At 31.1% G+C, this 20757-nt stretch carries 24 protein-coding genes; 5 read left to right on the top strand and 19 right to left on the bottom strand.

All coding sequences use genetic code 11. The annotated features are described in order from the left end of the window. Window positions 1-40 precede the first annotated feature (40 nt). The 4 genes from B4H69_RS09955 to B4H69_RS09940 all read right to left on the bottom strand — a co-directional run bounded on the left by B4H69_RS09955 (window position 41) and on the right by B4H69_RS09940 (window position 3423). On the bottom strand, window positions 41-1066 hold the full coding sequence (locus B4H69_RS09955; protein ID WP_291093787.1) for a hypothetical protein: 1026 nt from the start codon (window positions 1064-1066) through the stop codon (window positions 41-43). Next, window positions 1063-1605 (bottom strand): RNA polymerase sigma factor, encoded by a 543-nt coding sequence (locus B4H69_RS09950; RefSeq protein WP_038336150.1) that lies wholly within the window; start codon window positions 1603-1605, stop codon window positions 1063-1065. The genes B4H69_RS09955 and B4H69_RS09950 overlap by 4 nt, the downstream gene beginning before the upstream one ends. Window positions 1606-1759: 154 nt before the next feature. Further along, on the bottom strand, window positions 1760-2755 hold the full coding sequence (locus B4H69_RS09945; protein WP_038336152.1) for an aspartate-semialdehyde dehydrogenase: 996 nt from the start codon (window positions 2753-2755) through the stop codon (window positions 1760-1762). A 257-nt stretch (window positions 2756-3012) separates the two neighbouring features. Then, window positions 3013-3423: a BrxA/BrxB family bacilliredoxin gene (locus B4H69_RS09940; protein WP_038336154.1), complete on the bottom strand. Its 411-nt coding sequence runs from the start codon at window positions 3421-3423 to the stop codon at window positions 3013-3015. A 112-nt stretch (window positions 3424-3535) separates the two neighbouring features. On the opposite strand from B4H69_RS09940, the gene rnpA reads away from it, so the two are divergent. Next, entirely contained in the window at window positions 3536-3916 is a 381-nt protein-coding gene (rnpA, locus tag B4H69_RS09935; RefSeq protein ID WP_038336156.1) for a ribonuclease P protein component, read from the top strand. Window positions 3917-3960: 44 nt separating this feature from the next. Here the strand turns inward: rnpA and B4H69_RS09930 are convergent, their stop codons facing one another. The 7 genes from B4H69_RS09930 to B4H69_RS09900 all read right to left on the bottom strand — a co-directional run bounded on the left by B4H69_RS09930 (window position 3961) and on the right by B4H69_RS09900 (window position 8692). Continuing rightward, window positions 3961-4161 (bottom strand): hypothetical protein, encoded by a 201-nt coding sequence (locus B4H69_RS09930; RefSeq protein WP_038336158.1) that lies wholly within the window; start codon window positions 4159-4161, stop codon window positions 3961-3963. Window positions 4162-4175: 14 nt separating this feature from the next. Continuing rightward, window positions 4176-4790, bottom strand: coding sequence for a MarC family protein (locus B4H69_RS09925; protein ID WP_114998639.1), 615 nt, complete (start codon window positions 4788-4790; stop codon window positions 4176-4178). A gap of 83 nt (window positions 4791-4873) precedes the next feature. Continuing rightward, the gene (locus tag B4H69_RS09920) at window positions 4874-5626 is read right to left on the bottom strand and encodes a LytR/AlgR family response regulator transcription factor (RefSeq protein ID WP_114998638.1); all 753 of its coding nucleotides are present in this window, start codon (window positions 5624-5626) and stop codon (window positions 4874-4876) included. Window positions 5627-5632: 6 nt separating this feature from the next. Further along, entirely contained in the window at window positions 5633-5953 is a 321-nt protein-coding gene (locus B4H69_RS09915; RefSeq protein ID WP_244957984.1) for a type II CAAX prenyl endopeptidase Rce1 family protein, read from the bottom strand. A 9-nt stretch (window positions 5954-5962) separates the two neighbouring features. Then, on the bottom strand, window positions 5963-6355 hold the full coding sequence (locus tag B4H69_RS09910; RefSeq protein WP_244957985.1) for a hypothetical protein: 393 nt from the start codon (window positions 6353-6355) through the stop codon (window positions 5963-5965). Beyond that, complete coding sequence (locus tag B4H69_RS09905) at window positions 6356-7888, bottom strand: histidine kinase (RefSeq protein ID WP_180905517.1); 1533 nt, start codon at window positions 7886-7888, stop codon at window positions 6356-6358. Window positions 7889-7954: 66 nt separating this feature from the next. Further along, complete coding sequence (locus tag B4H69_RS09900; protein WP_180905518.1) at window positions 7955-8692, bottom strand: tetratricopeptide repeat protein; 738 nt, start codon at window positions 8690-8692, stop codon at window positions 7955-7957. Window positions 8693-8729: 37 nt separating this feature from the next. Here B4H69_RS09900 and B4H69_RS09895 point away from each other — a divergent pair, with 37 nt between their 5' ends. Beyond that, entirely contained in the window at window positions 8730-9266 is a 537-nt protein-coding gene (locus B4H69_RS09895) for a hypothetical protein (RefSeq protein WP_180905519.1), read from the top strand. 70 nt (window positions 9267-9336) lie between these two features. On the opposite strand, the gene B4H69_RS09890 is transcribed toward B4H69_RS09895, so the two are convergent. The 7 genes from B4H69_RS09890 to B4H69_RS09860 are packed head-to-tail and all read right to left on the bottom strand — an operon-like array spanning window position 9337 to window position 16898. After that, a complete protein-coding gene (locus B4H69_RS09890; protein ID WP_291093782.1) occupies window positions 9337-11130 on the bottom strand; it encodes a BatD family protein in 1794 nt (597 codons plus the stop codon). Beyond that, window positions 11130-11987, bottom strand: coding sequence for a tetratricopeptide repeat protein (locus tag B4H69_RS09885; RefSeq protein ID WP_180905521.1), 858 nt, complete (start codon window positions 11985-11987; stop codon window positions 11130-11132). The genes B4H69_RS09890 and B4H69_RS09885 overlap by 1 nt, the downstream gene beginning before the upstream one ends. Before the next feature lie 17 nt (window positions 11988-12004). Next, window positions 12005-13015, bottom strand: coding sequence for a vWA domain-containing protein (locus tag B4H69_RS09880; protein WP_180905522.1), 1011 nt, complete (start codon window positions 13013-13015; stop codon window positions 12005-12007). Further along, window positions 13015-14031 carry a vWA domain-containing protein gene (locus B4H69_RS09875; RefSeq protein WP_180905523.1) on the bottom strand — a complete coding sequence of 339 codons (1017 nt, stop codon included), beginning with the start codon at window positions 14029-14031 and terminating at the stop codon, window positions 13015-13017. The genes B4H69_RS09880 and B4H69_RS09875 overlap by 1 nt, the downstream gene beginning before the upstream one ends. Before the next feature lie 2 nt (window positions 14032-14033). After that, window positions 14034-14999, bottom strand: coding sequence for a BatD family protein (locus tag B4H69_RS09870; RefSeq protein WP_291093778.1), 966 nt, complete (start codon window positions 14997-14999; stop codon window positions 14034-14036). Continuing rightward, a complete protein-coding gene (locus B4H69_RS09865) occupies window positions 14999-15871 on the bottom strand; it encodes a DUF58 domain-containing protein (protein ID WP_286478586.1) in 873 nt (290 codons plus the stop codon). The genes B4H69_RS09870 and B4H69_RS09865 overlap by 1 nt, the downstream gene beginning before the upstream one ends. A gap of 25 nt (window positions 15872-15896) precedes the next feature. Further along, window positions 15897-16898 carry an AAA family ATPase gene (locus B4H69_RS09860; protein ID WP_038336178.1) on the bottom strand — a complete coding sequence of 334 codons (1002 nt, stop codon included), beginning with the start codon at window positions 16896-16898 and terminating at the stop codon, window positions 15897-15899. Between the two features lie 258 nt (window positions 16899-17156). Here B4H69_RS09860 and B4H69_RS09855 point away from each other — a divergent pair, with 258 nt between their 5' ends. From B4H69_RS09855 to B4H69_RS09845, 3 genes are all read left to right on the top strand, one after another. Next, window positions 17157-17747 carry a hypothetical protein gene (locus B4H69_RS09855; RefSeq protein WP_291093776.1) on the top strand — a complete coding sequence of 197 codons (591 nt, stop codon included), beginning with the start codon at window positions 17157-17159 and terminating at the stop codon, window positions 17745-17747. A gap of 224 nt (window positions 17748-17971) precedes the next feature. After that, window positions 17972-18325 (top strand): hypothetical protein, encoded by a 354-nt coding sequence (locus B4H69_RS09850; protein ID WP_291093774.1) that lies wholly within the window; start codon window positions 17972-17974, stop codon window positions 18323-18325. Between the two features lie 24 nt (window positions 18326-18349). After that, window positions 18350-18790, top strand: coding sequence for a hypothetical protein (locus B4H69_RS09845; RefSeq protein ID WP_291093771.1), 441 nt, complete (start codon window positions 18350-18352; stop codon window positions 18788-18790). Window positions 18791-19011: 221 nt separating this feature from the next. Here B4H69_RS09845 and B4H69_RS09840 read toward each other — a convergent pair whose 3' ends face one another. Continuing rightward, window positions 19012-20754, bottom strand: a complete 1743-nt coding sequence (locus B4H69_RS09840; protein WP_291093769.1) for a hypothetical protein — start codon at window positions 20752-20754, stop codon at window positions 19012-19014. Between the last annotated feature and the right edge of the window lie 3 nt (window positions 20755-20757).

The following is a 20757-nucleotide window of genomic DNA, read 5'->3' as shown; positions in this document are numbered from 1 at the left end:
AATGTTAATTCGTTCAATACGACTAAATTAACATTTTATTTTACTTTGATTGATAATAAGTAAAAATTTCTTTCTTATTCTTTTCCAAAACTCCCAAAAGCGTTGCATCAACCTTTGGTTCGTTTGTTGTTAAAACAATTTTATCATTTACTTTTTCGAATGTAATGACAAGATTATTCGTTGTACTTTCAAACGAAATTTTATTTTTTGATTTCTTTTGTAATTTAAAATTAGTACGTAGAATATCCGATTTTACTGTAAACTTTAAAGGTTTATAAACAATTGCATATTTGTCAATTTCAGATTTTTTTGGAGAAACATCCACCACTGAAGCTGTTTCTAATGATGCATTTGCAGCTCGTGTTTCTGCAACAACCGTCATTTTCATCACATCAGAAGTATCTTTCATTTTAGAAACACCCCTAATCACGACACCTGAAGCTTTTCCTGCTAACTTATCCGAAATGACTGAATCTTTTGTATAGCCAAAATTTTGACTATTTGCTTTAGCATATTGACCTTCTTTTTCTATCGAATCTAAAACCTTAGAACGAGCTTCCATTGCTTGCGGTGCTGATAAAGTAACTGGAGCATTTGGAGCGGACGCTTTAGATAATTGAGGAAAATATCCTTTATCATCAATTGCACCAGCAGAATGCCCTTCCATTACTTTATAAACAGGCTCTTTTGTAACTTTATCATTCTTTACTATTTCTAGAGGTTTTTCCAAATCTTTATCTTTCGATTCTAAAACCACTATTTCTTCTTGTTCAGGAGGTGATTGCTCAATAACTGGGACATTTGTTTTAACAATTTCAAGTGAATTTTCTCTATTTTCAGTATTAATATTCTCGATAAAAAGTACAAAGTAAGGAATCGCAATCAACGCGAAAACAGCAGCAGAAAACCATACACTCGAAACAAATTCGCGAATAGGTTTCTTTTTCTTTTCCTCGTTCTGCAAACCAGATTCAATACGTTTCCACACCAAATCTCTTGGTTTTTCGCCGACAGTTTCGTTTCTTCTTGATCGAAATAAATCTTCTATTGGATCGTTTGTGTTCACGATAAACTTGATTTTATATTTTCATTCTTACTTAACATTTCCTTCAATTTCGTCTTCGCTAAATTAAGTTGCGATTTCGATGTTCCTTCTGTAATGCCCAAACTTTCGGCAATTTCTTTGTGTTTATACCCCTCAATAACGTAGAGGGTAAACACGAGACGACAGCCTTCGGGTAGATAATCGAGGAGTTTCATCACATCATCTTCTTCTATTTGTTGCGAAGCTTCTTGGTTAGATGAAATGGAAGAGGAGTAATCGTCAACATTGAGATGAAAAATTTTATTTTTCCGCAACTCCATCAAACATTCATTAATCATAATTCTTCGCATCCATCCTTCAAAACTTCCTTCGAACGAATAATTCTCAAGATTCTGAAAAATTTTCAAGAATCCTTTTACCAACGCATCTTCCGCTTGTTGTATATCGGTAAAATAACGTTTACAAACCGCAAAAAATCGCGCATCATATTTTTCATAAAGCAGCCGCTGTGCTTTCGAATCATTGCTGATACAAGCTTTTATGAGTTGTTTTTCGTCCAAAATACTTTTTCTTTCTTATTATTTAGATGCGAAAATTACGCTTCTGGTTGCTTTGATAGCGTAAAATATTTGTTAAAGTTCTGAAAACTTATTCATTAAACATAAAAAAAAGTCGCTACAAGAGCGACTTTATATTCATTTTTAATTGATTTTTTTATCCAACTAAATTATGTTTTACTAGATATTCAGCAATTTGAACTGCATTTGTAGCTGCACCTTTGCGTAAATTATCTGCAACAATCCAACAATTTAATGCATTTGGTTGAGATAAATCACGACGTATACGTCCTACAAAAACATCGTCTTTTCCTTCTGAATAGAAAGCCATTGGATAAGTATTTGTGTCTGGATTATCTTGTACTGTTACACCTTCCTGTTCTGCTAATAATTTGCGAACTTCGGCTAAATCAAAATCATTCTCAAATTCAATATTCACCGACTCCGAATGTCCTCCTTGCACAGGAACACGAACCGCAGTAGCAGTGATATTCATTTCGTCCACACGCATAATTTTACGAGGCTCACGCGTTAATTTCAATTCTTCTTTTGTATAACCTGTTTCTTCATCAAAAACATCACAATGAGGCAATGCATTTTTGAAGATTTGATATGGATAAACTTTCGCAACATCACGTCCTTCAATTTCTCCATTCAATTGTTCAACTGCATCTTTACCAGTTCCTGTAACCGATTGATACGTAGAAACAACAACACGTTTAATTCCATATTTTTTATGCAAAGGATTTAACACCATTACCAACTGAATTGTAGAACAGTTAGGATTTGCGATGATTTTATCATTTGTTGTTAAAATATCTGCATTGATTTCTGGTACAATCAACGGACGATCTGGATCCATTCTCCAAGCCGATGAATTGTCAATTACAGTTGTTCCGACTTCTGCAAACTTAGGCGCCCACTGTTTGGAAGTTTCTCCACCTGCTGAAAAGATTGCGATATCAGCTCGCATTTCTACAGCATCCTGCATTGATACAATTTTGTATTCTTTTCCTTTGTATTCAATAGTTTTTCCTATTGATCTTTCTGATGCTACTGGTATAATTTCAGTGATTGGAAAATTTCTTTCTTCCAAAACTTGGAGCATAACTCTGCCGACCATTCCGGTAGCGCCTACGACTGCTATTCTCATTTGTTTATTAAATAATATATTAAAAAATTTCGAATTGCTAATTTACAGATTATTTTGATACATTTTTCTCTATTTCATAGGTTTAGCAATCAATTTGATATGATATATTTTATGTTATGATGTTAATTCAGGTTTTTAAACTTTTCCTCGAATTAAAATTTATAAAACTCTTTTTTATAAGAATTTTGAACACAAAAAAAGTGGAACAAATTGCTCCACTTTTTAAAATATTTTTGAAATAACCTTCAAATTTAGTCTTAAGCAAACTCGTTGTAAGCTGCTTTTAAGTTTTCTGCAATAGCTGCTGCAGAGTGCCCTTCGATGTGGTGACGCTCTAACATATGTACTAATTCACCATCTTTGAATAAAGCAACTGCTGGAGAACTTGGAGGAAATGGAGCAAAAAATTCACGTGCTTTTGCTACAGCATCTTTATCAAATCCTGCGAAAACTGTTGTTAAGTGTGTAGGAACTTTATCATTATCTAATGACATTACAACTCCTGGTCTTGCAGCACCTGCAGCACAACCACAAACACTATTTACCATTACCAAAGTTGTTCCTTCTTGTTTTATTGCTGCTTCTACTTGTTCTGGAGTAGTTAAATCTTCAAAACCATTAGAAGTCAACTGAGCCTTCATTGGCATTACTATTTCTGCTGGATACATATTGTTCTTTTTTTGTTTTAAATAAAAATAAATTATTTTCAAAGTTACATAATTCTAAAACTTTTTAGAATACTTACTTTTGCAGCAACAAATTTACATAGAATTTTGCAATATGAAATTGACTTTTGGTAAGAATGAGAAACTTAAAAGCAGAAAAGCATTCGATGAATTGTTTTCTGATGGAAAAACATTTGTTTCTCATCCGATTAGATTTGTCTACAAAATCAAGCCGAAAGCGGATTACAATATAAGGGTAGGAGTAAGTGTTGGAAAGAAAAAATTTAAATACGCAGTTGACCGAAATTTATTGAAACGCCGTGCTAAAGAAGCTTACAGATTAAATAAATTGTTACTTGAACCTAATGAAAACTATTCGGTTGATTTAGTGATGATTTATACTTCTACAAAACATCAACCTTTTGAAGTAATCGAACAATCTGTCAAAACTTTATTAGAAAAATTAAACGAAGCGATACAAACAAAAAAAGATTAATCCTAGGATTAATCTTTTTCATTTATTATAAGTTGTAAAACTGTTTATTTCTTAAGATTTGTTTGCAATCTGAAAAAACTAAAGTATACAGATACTAAAATTAATCCACAAACCGATGCTCCAATTCCTAAAACGCTACGAAAGTTTTCCTCAGCCATAAAACCAGCTTTATAATCCATCTCATATAGGTTGTAACCTAAACCTATCAACAAAACGATTGTCGCGATATAAATATATGTTTTCATTAGATAATGAATTTTTAAATTTTAATTTCATTCATAAACAATGCACCGATATTTGACGTAAATAATTTGATTGCGATTGACAATAAAATTACTCCAAATACTTTTTTAAGCACCGATAAAACGCCAGGTCCCATCCATTTTTCGAGTTTTCCTGCGAATTTCAGCACCAAATATACGATTAACATATTTAATATAATCGCAATCACAATGTTAATATCTGCAAACTGCGAACGAAGCGAAAGTACAGTTGTCAACGAACCTGCACCCGCAACTAACGGAAACGCAATAGGAACGATGGATGCAGAGTTGGATTCGACTCCTTTCTGGATTTCAATTCCCAAAATCATTTCGATAGCGATGATAAAAATCACAAAAGCTCCAGCAACGGCAAACGACTGAACATCAACACCAACTAATTTCAAAATTTTTGTTCCGAAAAATAAAAACGAAATCATCAAGATTCCTGCTGCGATAGACGCTTTTTCAGACTGAATATGCCCAACTTTGCTTCGAATTCCTACAATAATTGGAATACTTCCTAAGATATCGATAACTGCAAAAAGTACGGCGAAAGTTGTTCCGATTTGATTGAAAGAGAATTTCTGAAAAAATGATATTATATTTTCCATTCGTATTTAGTGATAATTAATTGGTTGATGCAAAAATAAAAGTTTTTATGAACAAATTTTCATAAAAAAGCAAGAAATCAATCTTAATCCAACCAATTCTTAAAATCTGTCACTTTTTCGCGACTCACAATCATATCTTGTTCGTTGTAAGTATTTAAAATTATTTTTAATCTAGAATTAGAATACATTGTAATTTCTTTAATCGAATCGATTTGAATAATTTGACTACGATTAATTCTAAAAAACTTTTTCGGGTCGATTTGTTCTTCCACTTTATCCAACGAAAAATCTACCAAATAATTTCGGTTTTCTTTTGTATGAATATACGTTGCTTTGTTTTCACTAAAAAAACATTCAATATTATCGATTTCTATAATTTTGATTGATGTTCCTATTTTAATCGAAAAACGTTCTTTAAATTTTTCGGTTTGATTATTTGAAAAAAAATTTTTCAATTCATTTAGATTAAAACTTGAAGATGCTTGCTGAAATTGTTTTTCAAATTTTTCAATTGCAAACTTCAATTCCTCTTCATCAACAGGTTTCAACAAATAGTCAACCGAATTTAATTTAAACGCTTTCAATACATATTCGTCATAAGCCGTCGTAAAAATAATCGCAGACGAAACATTAACTTGATTAAAAATCTCAAACGACAAACCGTCTGATAACTGAATATCCAGAAAAATTAAATCTGGATTTGGATTCGTTTTCAACCACGCTACACTTTCTTCTACAGAATGCAACATTTCATGTATTTGATAACCCAATTTTTCTACACGTCGCTTTAATAAACGCGCAGCAGGCTTTTCATCTTCTATAATTAATATTTTCATCTTTTTTTAAGTTAGTTCACGAGTCGGTTTTCTCATAAAAATTTTATTCCAAACAAATAATAAAGCAAGTATAATGACAAAAATGATCAATGTTGCGAGATTTGTTTTTGCCATTAAAGCATGAATTGTTGCTGGAACAATAATCGATTTTGTTCGAATCGTTGAAAAGGTTAATACAAAAGAAAAAACAATGCACAATAACATGAAAATTCCAAAACCTCCAAATTGATCGAAATCTTTAAAAATTAGTAAATGCCAAACAGCCCAAAATACTCCTGTTACAATGCTTTTTATTATCCAAAATATATTTCCTAAAACATCGTTCAAATAACCTCGTCAAGTATATTCTTCCATTATATCATAAAGCAACGTAACAGAAATAAAAATCGCTGCCCACAAATGTTTATTAATTCCGTAATCGTTATTTATCCCATAAATTGAATAACCAACGAGTAATATAAATGGAAAAATCAATGTTTTGAAACCTTCTTTTCCTAGAAGAGAGACTTCTTTTTTAACTTTAGAGAATTTATAGAAAAGTAAACTAATTAGAAAAATAATCAACCCATGATTCATATTCCAAGGCAGTTGAAAATCGACTAAACCTCCAAAAATCAATTGTAAAAAATTAGGACATTTACGAATCAGAAAAGTTCCGATTAATATCAATCCATAAAAAATAATTATTCTAACCCAATTTGTTTGCTTTATTTGATTTATAAAATTCATTTATTGCCACTTTTTATTTTGCTCTTTTTCCAAGATTTCTTTGGCTTTATTCTCTTCCCAACCAGAACCATACGCAAAAACTTTTACAGCATTTAGTGCAACGCCCAATCCCCAACCTAAAACTGGCCAATAAAACCACCAATGTCCATTATTTGTAACTAAATTCAGAATAAAAAAGAATAAACTCATTACAACATAAGTTCCTAAATGCGCATAAAACTTTTTCAATTCTTTTGCACGCTCTATTGCACGTAAATAAGCTTGTTGTTCGTCAAAATTTTGTGTATTCATAGTTGTATTTTTTTGTGTTAATATGGGAAGTTCTACACGAAATAGTTGTTCATTTTTTTCGATGTTCACTTCTCGGTTAGAAATTAATTGATAACGATTAATAATATTTTTCAGCCCAATTCCTGTCGAATCTTTAATGGTTTCTTTTGGTTGGAAAGAATTTTCAATTATCAAATAATTATCTTTTTTATAAATTTTAATTTTCAAAGGTTTTTGATCAGATACAATATTGTGTTTGATTGTATTTTCTAATAAAATCTGCAAAGAAAGTGGCACAATAAATTCGGTTTCAGAGAAAGTTATTTGTTCAATTTCGAAATCGATGCTATTTTCAAATCTTAATTTTAGAAGGTTGACATAGGTTTTTGCAAAATTTATTTCTTCTTGAATCGACACAACTTCTTTGTCTTTTTGTTCTAAAACATATCGATAAATCTTAGAAAGCGATGTTGTAAAATCTATCGCATTATCTGGATTTTCTTCAATCAAACCAGTTAAAACATTCAAACTATTGAATAAAAAATGTGGGTCTAATTGACTTTTTAAGGTTTCGAATTGTGCAGTTGCTGTTTCTGCTTTTGTTGATTCGATAACAATTTTACGTTCTAATTTATTTTTCTTTCGATCGATAATAAAGAATAAAAACAAAAAGAAAACCGTGATAACTGCAACTAAAAGATAATTGATCGATTGATCGTAAAAAATATATTTCTGCAAAAGGAGATTCGCAAACTCCACGAATACATAATACAATACCAACGTATAAATAATAGAACGTAAAAAATACTTTCTTAAAACTTTTTCTGGTTTAGGCGAATCTGGTACATCTATTCTATATTCATTAAAAATGCTTGTATTCACAAAAGATGCTGCAACACTGAACGAAAAATATCCGATAAAATATTTGATAGCTTCTGGATGAAAAAATTGATTGAATGATACATTTGGAGATGTAAAAAATATCACGCTATAAATCAAAACATTGATTACAAATAGAATCAAAATATTACGAACAATTAACTTTTTGTCAGAAACAATAATTCCTTCTAAGAATTTTAAAAAGACCAACCCTAAAGCAACAAATTTTAGAAAGTTTCCTGTTAACAAGCCTACTTCTACACCTAAATCAAAATTTGAATTATTTTGAAAATTAATTGTACTAAAATCAAATACATATACTAAAATTGCAAATGAAAATACAAATGAAAATAATCTCAAATATCCTTTATAATACTTATCCATATCAAGCAATCAAATTAATTAACCAAAAAATAATTTCGTGAATAAATTGTGCAACTAAAGCTATCATTATAGTACGTTTTTACATTCGTTATTCAACAAGGCTTCGGCACGATTTTTTCCCCATATCGGTTCATTATTTTTTGGCTTTTCAGCATTAAATAAAGCTAAAGATTTTTTTACATTTTTACAATCTTGTGTAATATCCATTCCGCTATATTTTGCAGCATTGATATTAAACTCAGCCAAACCTAAAACAGAACGCGGATTACTAGGATTTAACATCAACGATTTTTGATAGATTTGTACTACTTCTGGATAATAAATTGCACCATTTTGCATTGGATTCTGCACAATTTCTGCTGTTAAATACAACGCTTTCAAATTGAGAATTTCTATATTTAATGGATTATTTTTAACTAGATCATCGATTTGAGTTTTTACATTCGAAAGAATTTCTTCGTTTTTATCCACATCTTTTGATTCGAAAGTTTTCAAAACTTCAGAAAAAGTCAAGTAATATTTAGGCAACCATTCATTTGGATAATCATTTATTAATTGCTTAAAATTAGCTTCAGAAGAATGATTTCCTTTGTTCCATTCCGTTAAAGTTTTATTCATATCTGATTCAAAATTCTTTTGTGCAAAAGTTGATACAGCGAATAAAATTGCGATTGTTAAGAAAATTGTTTTCATCATTTGTTTTTTTTTAATTTGTTGAGTCAAAGTTCTTACAAACACTTTTCGTTTGAAATTATATGTTACCGAATTGTCAATTTTCGAGGACGAATTGTAAAATGGTTTCATTTTTGGATTAACATAATCAAAACTAAATCAATCGAATATGAAAAAACTCTTTTTAGCTACTTTACTTGTAACGGCTTTTGCAAGTAATACGAAAGCGCAAGTGACAGGGCGTTACAGCCAAGTTGCGTTGACTGCGCCAGACGAATTGCGCGATAGTGAAAATGATGTGCAAATAACAAAAGACAAACAATCTTCGAAGAAAATTTGGATCGATCATTTGATTCCAAACAAGCGTATTTATGCGATTTCTTATTTAGCAAGTGACGAAAAAGTAATCTATACAATTCCGAAACAATTGGTCGGGAATTATCAAATCAATACAGGTTGTGTTATATATGATAACGAAGAAAATCAATTGACAATTTCGGCGAATAATCCTGTTGATTGCATTGGAATTAGTCAAAAAGATTATGAAAATATTTCGGTTGGAAAAGATGGTGTTTCTGTAGGGAAAACTAAAGTTGGATCGAACGGAAAAATCTCAACAAACGGAGTAGAAATCAAAGGAAGTGAAGTGAAAGTTGATGCAAAAAAGTTGCTTTCTGGCATACAATATGTTGGACGTAAAGCTTAAAAATATTCAAAATAAAAGGGACAACTCAAAAACTGAGATTGTCCCTTTTACTATCTAAAAAACTTGAAATTTATTTTCGTAATAATTCTTCGGAAATATTTTGCGTTGCTTCGAAAACTTCTTCTAAATTTTGATGCAAACCACCAAAGGCATATTTCGCTTGTCGTGCGTTGTTCAGCAACAATTTCCATTGTTCTACGGCTAATTCGCTTACACCATTTTCAATCAATTTATTTGCAATCATCTCGTCAGAAAAATGAGCTAAATCTGTATTTGTTTTTAATAGCGCTGCATTACACAAAATATTTTCTTGTAATTGATAAAAATCTTTTTGGTCTTCAGCGTTTATTTTTTTCTTCAACTCATCTAATTCAGCAGAAATTTGACTAGAATTTATCGTTGGTTTTTCAACCAAAGTAAACTTTTGGGTTTCTGTTTTTGGTTGATATGATTCAAAATTATTTTGCTCGTTAAGAGGTTTTATTTTTGGTTCAATTTTTTGTTTTTGTGTCGGGTTATTTTTCTTTCTCATCAAAAATAAACTTCCGGCACTCAATGCAATTACACCACCAGTTAACCACAACCAACCGCTTTTTCCTTCTTTTACATCATTCGTCATTTCTTCTATTTTATCAGAAATTGTCGAATCTGGTGAATTAGATGCCATAGCAGTTGCAGAAGAAGTTTTAGAACCTGAAACAGACAAATTAATCGAATCTGATTTCAAGGTTACATATTTCTCTTTAACAGGATCGAAATAACTAAATTCTACAGGCGAAATCGTATATTCTCCTCCAAAATTTGGTACAAGAACTGTTTGCTCAGCAACTTTTCCTTTCATTCCTGTATCATATGTTTTATATGCATCACGTTTTTTCGGCGCAAATTTTTCTAAATTTTTTGGCGTTGTAATTTCAGGTAAATTAATGGTATTAAAGTTTCCTGTTCCAATAATTTCGACATCAAAATTTACACTTTCATTGGTAGCAACTTCTTTTTTATCAACCGAAGCATTCATTTTAAATTGACCAACTGCGCCGCTAAAGTTCTTTGGTTTTCCTTCTTCTGGAAGCGCTTTTGCATTAATCACAACTGGATTACTACGCACTTCTACAGGCTCAGCTCCATACGTTGTTGGCAAAACGACATCTACCGAAAACGGATCAATTTCTATCTTTCCTGGTTTTTGAGGAAAAACATAATAACGTGCAATTTCTTCAGAGAAATATTGTTTTCCTCCTACAATTTCTTGCTTGATATTTTCGGGAGAACTTTTAACTATTTTTGGGCTTAATCCATCTAAATTTCCTTGACGAAAGTTTTGTTTACGATTAAGATAAGATAAATCTTTTACGTATAATTTTACTGATAAACCAACTTGTTCATTCACATAAGGATTCGTTTTCGAAACTTTACTTTGCAGAAAGACTGGTTGAGAAGTATTACTTCTAAAATTATTGTGCGTCAATCCCGTTCCTTTCACTACAACATCGACAGGTTTCGATGTATAGGTTTTTCCATTAATTACAATCTTAGCAGCTCCAATGCGGTATTTACCCTCTTTTTCAGCAACAAAAGCAAGGATAATTCCTTCTTCTATCACTCCTTTTCCATTCACATAAGAAACATTTTGCGAGCGTTGTTCACCTACAATTTGTAATCCATTATGTGGAGGATATTTCATTGGTTGATCAATCGAATAACTATCTGTATTAGATTCGATAAAAAAGCCCACGCTAAATGCTTCTCCTAAACTGACCTGCGTTTTGTCTGCATCAGATTTAAAAGAAATTTGTTGTGCTAACGCTGTGATAGACGTTAAGGCAAACACTAAAAAGCTATTTAAAACGCTTGTCGTTGTCATTACCAATCCTTAGATGTTGTTGTTCGTTGTTTTTCTGCTTTTTGTTGAATAATTTTTCGTTGGGTTTTGGCTTCCTGATTTTGCAATGCTTTTAGCAAACCGTCTCCCAAATTATTCTTTGCATTATCTTGTTCTTTACCGTCTCCATTATTTCCTTGTTTGATTTCTGGAGATTGATTATTTCCTTGTCCTTTATTATTTCCATTTTCACCACCAGCTTTCGGATTTCCTCCTTGATTTTGCTGTTTTTGCTGATCAGATTGTTGTTGTTGAGATTGATTCTGATTCTGCTTTTGGTTATTTTGGTTTTGCTGATTCTGTTTGTTTTGCTGCTGTTGTTGTTTTTGCTGATTATTTTGATCTTGTTTGTTCTGATCTTTATTATCCTTATTATTCTGATCCTTTTGCTTCTCACGTTCTTTTTCTAACATCTTCTTTGCTAATGCATAATTGTAACGTGTAGCATCATCTTTTGGATCATTTCGTAAGGCTTGTTTGTAATTATCAACAGCATTTTGATAATCTTTTTCCTGCATAAAAGCATTTCCCAAATTGTGATAAGCCAAATGTTTATCATTATTCGTTTTAGATACTTCAGCAGAACGTTTGTAATGCGCTATACTTTCTTTGTAGCGTTTTTGTTGAAATAAGGCATTTCCTAAATTGTAATTTGCTTTGACAGAAGTTGGATCTTCCATGGCAGCTTTCTTGTAGGCAACTTCTGCATTATCAAATTTTCCTTTTTGATAATACTCATTACCTTCAATAATGTAGCTTTTCGCTTTCGATTGGCTATAACCAAAAACGGATAAAAGCATTATTCCTAAAAATCCTATTTGTTTTAAAAAGTACATCATTTTACCATACAAACTTACTATTTCTTTTTGTTAAAAATCTTATATTCAGATGTTAATAATTCCACAAAAAGTAAACAAACCGCAACCGCTAAAAACCACTGATAAACGTGATTCATATCTCTTGTTGTAGAGTTAGCAATTTCGTTTTTATCTAATCGGGCTTTATACATTGATAATGCGGATAATGCATCTTGTGTATTATCCAAATGAATGTAAGTTCCGTTTGTATCTTGTGCCAATTCGCGAAGATTTTTATCTTCTAATTTTGTAATAACTGTAGAACCTGTTTCGTCCTTTTTATAGTCTTCTGCGTAGCCATTGTAGTACATCGGAATTGGAGCTCCTTTGTCTGTTCCAACACCAACTGATACAATATGAATTCCGTTATCTTTTGCTATTTTAGAAGCTTGATTAACTGTATTTTCGTTGTCTTCTCCATCTGAAATTAATACAATTAATTTACTTGTATTCGCCGAACCTTTGAATGTTTTTGCAGCTTCCTGAATCGCATTTAAGTAATTTGTTCCTTGGCTCGAAATTAACTCAGTATTAACATTTTGCAAATAACTTTCGATCGCTGCATAATCATTTGTCAATGGAGAAATTGTGTAAGCATTCGCTGCAAACGCAACCAAAGAAGCTCGATCTCCACCTAATTGATGTAATGTTTCTGTGATTAATTTTGTTGCTTTTTCTAATCGAGAAGGAGCGACATCTTGTGCATTCATAGAACTTGATAAATCTAACAAGAAAACCATATCAATTCCTTCGCGCTTTACTTGTACATCTCGTTCACCATAAAGTGGGTCCATCAATGCAATTACCATTAAAAATAAAGCCACACAAAATGCAATGATTTTGAAACCATAACGCTTTGAAGATGTGATTGGAAAAACAAATGGAAACAGTTCTTTATCTGCAAATGTTTTCTTTACACGTTCGCGCCACTGAAATACTGTTATCGATAGAAAAATAACGACAAACAATAAAATCATCAACCAAATATTATGTAATTCTCCCCACTGCATTAGATTAATTCTTTAAAAACGGTTCTACGTAAAATGGCTTCTAATACCAAAATGATGAATGCAGGCAATAAGAATCGCGCAAACAATTCGGTATAATTATAATATTTGACTTCGTTAATCTCTGTTTTTTCAAGTTTATCAATTTCGTCATAAATGTTTTTTAGACTTTCATTGTTTGTTGCACGGAAATATAAACCTCCAGTTTTATCTGCAACTTCTTCTAACAGTTTTTCATCAATTTGTACAGGACGCATTTCAAAAACATAATCACCTAACATATCGTAACCAACAGGCATAGGCGCCATTCCATTTGTTCCAATACCAATTGTATATACTTTTATTCCTTTCTCTGCTGCAATATCAGCGGCTTGTCTTGGCGAAACATACATCAAATCTCCAGAAGGATTTACACTTTCAACACCATCTGTAATCAGAATAACGACTTTAGATTTTGCCTTACTATTCTTGAGATGATTGACAGCTGTTGCTAAACCAACTCCAATTGCTGTTCCATCAGCTAAACTACCTGAATGTAACATTTCGATTTCTTGCGTCAAAACATCACGATCTGTTGTTAATGGAACACGTGTCAAAGCTTCACCAGAATATTCTACTAAACCAACTCTGTCCGTTTTTCTTCCAAGTGAAAAGTCTTTTGCAACTTCTTTTAACGCTGTTAAACGATCTGGTTTCAAATCGCGCGCTAACATACTCAACGAAGTATCTACAGTCAATAAAATATCAACTCCTTCATCCGATTTTACTTTTGTCGTAACATCTACATAACGTGGACGAGCCAAGGCTATAATGCACAAAGCCATTGCGATAATTCGCATCAAAAATAAAAGTGGTTTGTACGTCGCTAACGAACTTTTTGCACCTCCAAATGCTTTGAGCGAAGGTAATTTTAAGGATGCTTTTTTCTGGCTCGTTTTGCGAATTTCTCTGAAAATAAAGAAAGGCAAAGCAAGCAATAAGAGTAAGATCCAAGGATTTTGAAACTCAAAATTTAGCATTCCTAATTGTTATTAAACTGTTTATATTTTTCTCCCGTCACTTGATCTTTTTTCAAATCTTCATTCTCTGGAATTTCTAATGGTTTTACACGATCTACAAATTCATCTACCCAATTTCGGTGCGAAGTATTTGTCGGTTCATCAAACTCTTGTTTTGCGAATTTTACCAAATCAGCATCGAACAAAAATTGTTTAAATTTTTGTACATCTTCTGGCAAAACATCTGGCTTTGTCGCAACATATTTTACCAAATCATCCGACAAAATTTCTAATGCCGAAAAGTTATAAATACGTCCTAAATATCTTCTTACAATAAATGATAATTGCGTGTAATATTCTTTTTGTTCGCCACGTTTTAAATATTTTTTGGCATCCAACGCTTTCAAACTTGCTTTCGCTTCGTCATAAGGTGTTTTGTATGAATCTTTGCCAGATAATTTCGATTTTGCACGAACATATAACACAACCAAAACAATTCCGATGATAAATAAAATCAAGGCAATAATGCCGTACAACCAATATTTATTCCAATAATCTCCAATAGAATATTCTTCTTCCATCACAGGTTTTATCGGAAAAATTGCATTTTTCGTTGTGTCAACTGCAATATCTTGAATATCAATTTCGAGTTGTTTTGTTTTTAAATCTTTTCCATTTTTCTGAATAATAAATGACGGAATATTAAATTTCCCTGCATCATATCCAGTCAATTCTAAATGTTGAACAATTTCAGATTTTCCATCCGTTTTTACCGTGTCAATTTTTTGACCTAAAACTTCGATGTGATGATTAATTGAATCTGAAATCGTAGGAAAAACAACTTTATCTCCTTCTTTGTAATCAATTTTTACTTCATATTGAATTGGCTCGCCAATTTTGATTGTCGTGCGATCCAATTTTGGCGTAATTTCTTGCGCAAACGAAAATTGAAGGATAAAAAAACTTACTAAAAGCAATAAATTCTTCATTAGGCTTTATGACTTTTAAAGTAGTTTAACAATGGACGTACATAATCTTCGTCGGTACGAATACTGATTGCGCCTGAATGATTTTTCTTGAAAATAGATTGATAACGTTGATCTAAATCACGATAATATTGCGCATATTGTTGACGCAATTTCTTCGATGAAGTATCTATCAAACGGATTTCTCCTGTTTCGTTATCTTGCACATGAACCAAACCTACATCTGGAAAAGATTGCTCTTTTTCGTCATAAACTCTAATTCCAGTCACATCATGTTTTTTTGCTACGATTCGCAACGCTTTTTCGTAATCAGAAGAATCAATAAAATCTGAAAGAATAAAAACATTTGATTTTCGGCGAACCAAATTCATAAATGTTTCCAACGTCGCTGCCAAATCAGTTTTCTTGCTTTTGGGTTCGTAAGAAACAATTTCTCTTACCAAACGCAACACATGTTGTTTTCCTTTTTTGGGCGGAATAAATTTCTCCACTTGATCCGAATATAAAATCAAACCAACTTTATCATTATAGGTAATTGCCGAAAAAGCCAATGTAGCGCTCAATTCAGCAATCGTTTCCATTTTAATTTGTTTTCGTGTTCCAAAGTTTTCAGAATTCGAAACATCAACCAATAAAAACATGGTTAATTCTCGTTCTTCTTCAAAAACTTTTACATAAGGTTCACTATATCGAGCCGTTTTATTCCAGTCTATATTACGAACGTCATCACCGTATTGATAAGGACGAATTTCACTAAAAATCATACCTCTTCCTTTGAATGAACTGTGATATTCACCCATAAAAAGGTTGCTCGCTTTACGCTTGCTTTTTAGCTCAATACGTTTTACACGTTTGATGATTTCTTTTGCATCCAAAGTTTAAATGATTTTGAATAATGGTTTAAGGAACTGGAACAACATTAAGAATATTGTCGATAATTTCTTCTGGCGTAACATTTTCTGCTTCTGCTTCGTAACTAATTCCGATACGGTGACGCAACACATCTTTTGCCATTGCACGTACATCGTCTGGAATAACATAAGCGCGTTTGCGTAAAAATGCATACACTTTTGAAGCTTGTGCCAAATTGATTGATCCACGAGGTGAAGAACCAAACGAAATCATTGGAACCAATTTTTCTAATCCAACTTTTTCGGGAAAACGAGTCGCGAAAATAATATCCAAAATATATTTTTCAATCTTTTCGTCCATGTAAACTTGTTTCACCATTTCGCGCGCATCCAACAATTCTTGAATAGAAATTACTTTCTCAATTTTTGGGAAAGATTGATTAATCGAATTTCTCAAGATCAAACGTTCTGCTTCAAATTCTGGATAAGTAATTACAGTTTTCAACATAAAACGATCAACTTGCGCTTCTGGCAAAGGATAAGTTCCTTCTTGTTCCACCGGATTTTGAGTAGCTAAAACCAAGAAAGGTTTTTGTAACGGATACGTTTCATCACCAATTGTTACTTGACGCTCTTGCATCGCTTCTAACAAGGCAGATTGCACTTTTGCAGGCGAACGGTTAATCTCATCAGCCAAAACAAAATTCGCAAAGATTGGCCCTTTTTTGATTCTAAAATCGTTTTCTTTTACATTGTAAATAAGCGTCCCCACAACATCTGCAGGTAACAAATCTGGTGTAAATTGTATACGAGAAAAAGATCCATCAACAGCATCAGATAATGTTTTAATCGCTAATGTTTTTGCTAATCCAGGAACACCTTCTAATAAAACGTGTCCATTTCCAAGTAATCCGATTAATAGACTTTCAATCATTTTTTCTTGTCCAATAATCGCTTTATTGATTTCCGATGTCAACCTTGCAATGCTTTCGCTTTTTGCTTCTATTTGTTGGTTTAGTTGTTGTATATCCAAAATTTCGTTGAAATTAATGTTTATATTATTGATTCAAATTTCCTCTAAAATTAACAAATACAATTGATTTAGAAATTAAAACTTTCATACAATATTGTTAAACTTTGTTAAGACAAAAGTAGTGTACCAAACGATTTGATTATTATTTTCAGGAAAATTTTTCCAAGACTTACAAACTATTTATAAACAATAAACGTTTCTAAATAATATTTCTTTAAATCATTATACAATAACTATTTAAAGAATATTTATATTTTTACTGAAAAACAATACTGTATGAAGAATTATTTACTGATGATTTGCTTTATGACAAGCATTTTAACTTTTGCTCAAAAGATTCAGGTTGTATCTGGAAACACTGATTTTTTAAAAGATCAAAAAGAAATTAATGTTCAACTATTATTTGATGATGTCAAATTTTATGATGAAAATAAAACTGAAACTGAATATTTAGAGAAACGTGAAAAAGATGTCTTAGATAATCCGAAAAGAGGAGAAAATTATTGGAAACAATGGCTTGCAGATTGGAATGAAAATAGAAATGTTACCTTTTTGGATAAATTTATAAAAGGAACTACTAAATCTAAAAAATTAAATTTTGTAAAAAATCCAGCTGCAAAATATACTTTGATTATCAATTCTGAATGGATTTATCCTGGATATCATGCAGGTATAGTTGTAGAGCCAGCAAAACTAAGCACAACTTTAAATTTTGTTGAAACCGCAAATCCTTCTAACATTTTACTTTCTATAAAATCGGATAAAGTAAAAGGAACTTCTGGTAAAAATGATTTTGTTATGGAATACGGTCGAATTGCTTCTGCGTACGAATCAACTGGAAAATTATTAGGAAAAGAATTGAAATAATCTTTCAAAAAAATATATCAAAATCCATTCGATAAAGAATGGATTTTTTTATTCAATAAATTTGACATTTTTGTTAAAAACTTTAATAAATCCTTGATTTCACCGATACTTAACACTCGTTTACCTCAATATTTTTGACGTCTTTTTTTTGTGTTGCAACTTTGTTTCAAGAAAAATGAAAAGAATATAATTCTAACATTTAGTTGTAAACAAAAACATAGATTATGAGAAAAGCATTTTTATTAGCAAGTATGATGATGGTGATGGCAGTTTCTGCTCAACAAAGACCACAAGGAAATAATCAACAACAAAAGGATAAAGTAGAACATACGCAAACAAATTCTGTTGATAGACAGTTAAAAAAATTTGATCAATATAATTTAACAACTTCTCAGAAAAAGAAAGTAAAATCTCTGTTAGAAAGTAATTTATCAACATCAAATTTCAATAAAAAATTAGAGAAAATCTTGAGTAAAAAACAATATGCTCAATATATAAAAGATCAAAAAAATACATCGAACAAACCAAATGTTTCTCAAAAATCTAAATCAACAGATAATAGAAAAACACATAAATAATAAACACAATAAAATTTAAACAAAATGAAAAAAGTATTTTTATTAGCAAGCATGATGATGGTAATGACATTATCGGCACAGGAAAGACCACAACAAGGTGAAAAATCTGGAAACAGAAAAGAGCAAAGAGAACGCCCGACTGTAGATCAGCAATTGAAAGAGTTTGATCAATACAATTTGAGTTCGGCTCAAAAGAAAAAAGTAAAATCGTTGTTAGAAAGTAGAGATTCTGACATGAAAAAAGAGTTTGCAAACAGAGACAAAAATTCTACTCAAAAAGGAGAAAGAGGTTCTCGACCAGAAAAAGGTACAAACGATTTTGATACTAAATTAGAGAAAATTTTAGACAAAAATCAGTTCAATCAATACAAACAAGATCGTGAAAAACGTATGAAATCTGATAAATTTAGTATGCACAAAAAACGTGATGCGAAAGGAAATAGACTTTCGTCTAAAAGTGCATAAAATCATAAAGAATAAGGTTAACCTACAAATTTTGTAGGTTAACCTCTATTAATTTAAATTTTGAAAGAATATTTTAAAATTTGTGTGAGTTTAAAAATTATTATTGAATAACACAATGTGTTATTTCATTTCATAAGTAAGTTTTTTTAAAGTAGTTTTTAAAATTCATTTTCATTCAATTATCAAGTGAAAAGCGAGCCGATTTAGCTCGCTTTTCTTTTTTATTCTTCTGGCATTGCTTGCCATTTTTTGTAAAGATTGATGATGAAATAAAAACTTATTAAATATAAAATTGGATTGATGTATAGAAAAATTTCTGCAAATTCTTGCAACATCAACAATTCTTTATTTGTTTGTCTCAAATCATAAACACTTATTTGATTGGTTGGATCATACAACATTTCTGCACGTAAATCTGTGTAAAAACTAAGCATCACAATTCCAATAAAAACATTAGTAGCAACAAACCAATTAAGATTAACACCAGTTAAAACTTTATATTTTTTGGAACGCAAACCAATTAGTGTAATCGCTATAAATGCAATGTAAAAAACAAATAAAATAATATAAGGTGCAAATTGTGTATAACCGATACTTGCATTGATAGAAATTCCGAAAACGCTTCCTAAGATTGCCAAAATTCCTGCGCCAATTAATGAAATTAACCAAACTTTGAACGAACTAAATCTGAACGTTATAATCAAAACAGTAATGATTAAAGCAATGAGTAAATAGTACTGAATAAGTTCTAACCAAGTGGAACTGTATTTAGCAAGCTCAATATTTTCATACACTCTATTTAAACTTGATTGGTTGATGTAATCTTGTTTTTTATAATTTATTTCTTTGTAATTTAAATTTGAATCAATAAAATAATACGGATAATGAGGCAAATAATCAATCCAATTTTTATGTTTGAATTGATAACCAATTTCTTGTTTTTTTAGTAGATCGGTATAATTATTCAATAGATTTTCAATTGCTTTTCGATCATTTTTTTGCAACAAAGCAATCCATTGTTCATCGTAAAATTGATGATTTAAAGTAGAATCTTTCGGGTTGTTAAAAGCCAAAACACTATAATTATACAAACTTGCTAAGTTAAAATACGTTTGTGGTTTTTCTGAAGCGTTTACAGGACTTGCATACGAAACAGAATCTATACTTGTTGCATAAGCCATATCTACAGCTGCTGCATCGGGATACGCCGCTTCTTCATAAAGCTGATTTGTAGACGAATTATTCTTTTTTAGAGGTTGATATGTTTGATTAAAATTAATTTTAGAATAACTAAATCGCTCGGGAAAATAATCTCTTAATAAGGTTTCAAATTCAGGATTTCTGAAATACGGTTCTAAAAAAACATTATACGAATCATGTGGATTTTCTCTTAAATATTCTCTCTTATTTTTATCATACAATTCTTTTGTTTCTTTCTCCGAAACCAACGAATCAAAAGCTGGAACAGGCAAATTTCTCGAATAATTATCGTAACCAAATTCTGATCGAAGTGTAAAACCTTGTGTTCTGTTGATAATGTCTATATCTTTCAAATATTGTTCTTCGCTCATATAATTTGAAACTCGAAATTTAAGACCAGTTTTGAATGAATTTGGCACATAAAACATCAAAAATATGATGAAGAAAACGGCCAAAAATTCTTTGAATAAATAATTTCTCGAGGTTGGATAATTTGATTTGAAACGATTATTTTTAATATAGAAATACAGCCAAATAACGCCAATAATGACACCAATTAATAGATAATAAATAATAATTCCTGAGTTGAAAAACACTTCATAAAGTCCACTTTCTTGCAGTTGAGATTTTTTAGTAAAAAATAGAAATCCGTTGATAAATGCAATCAAGTTAAAAACTAAAACTGTCAACAAAATCCAAATAAATTTTAGATTCCAAATCAGCGGATATTTTGTAATTAAAGTTTGATTTATTTTTTTGAACATAGT

Source organism: Empedobacter sp. UBA6745 (assembly GCF_002453775.1).
Lineage (GTDB): Bacteria > Bacteroidota > Bacteroidia > Flavobacteriales > Weeksellaceae > Empedobacter > Empedobacter falsenii_C.
Note: the sequence above shows the minus strand (reverse complement) of the source record. Positions and strands in the feature narration are given on the sequence as shown.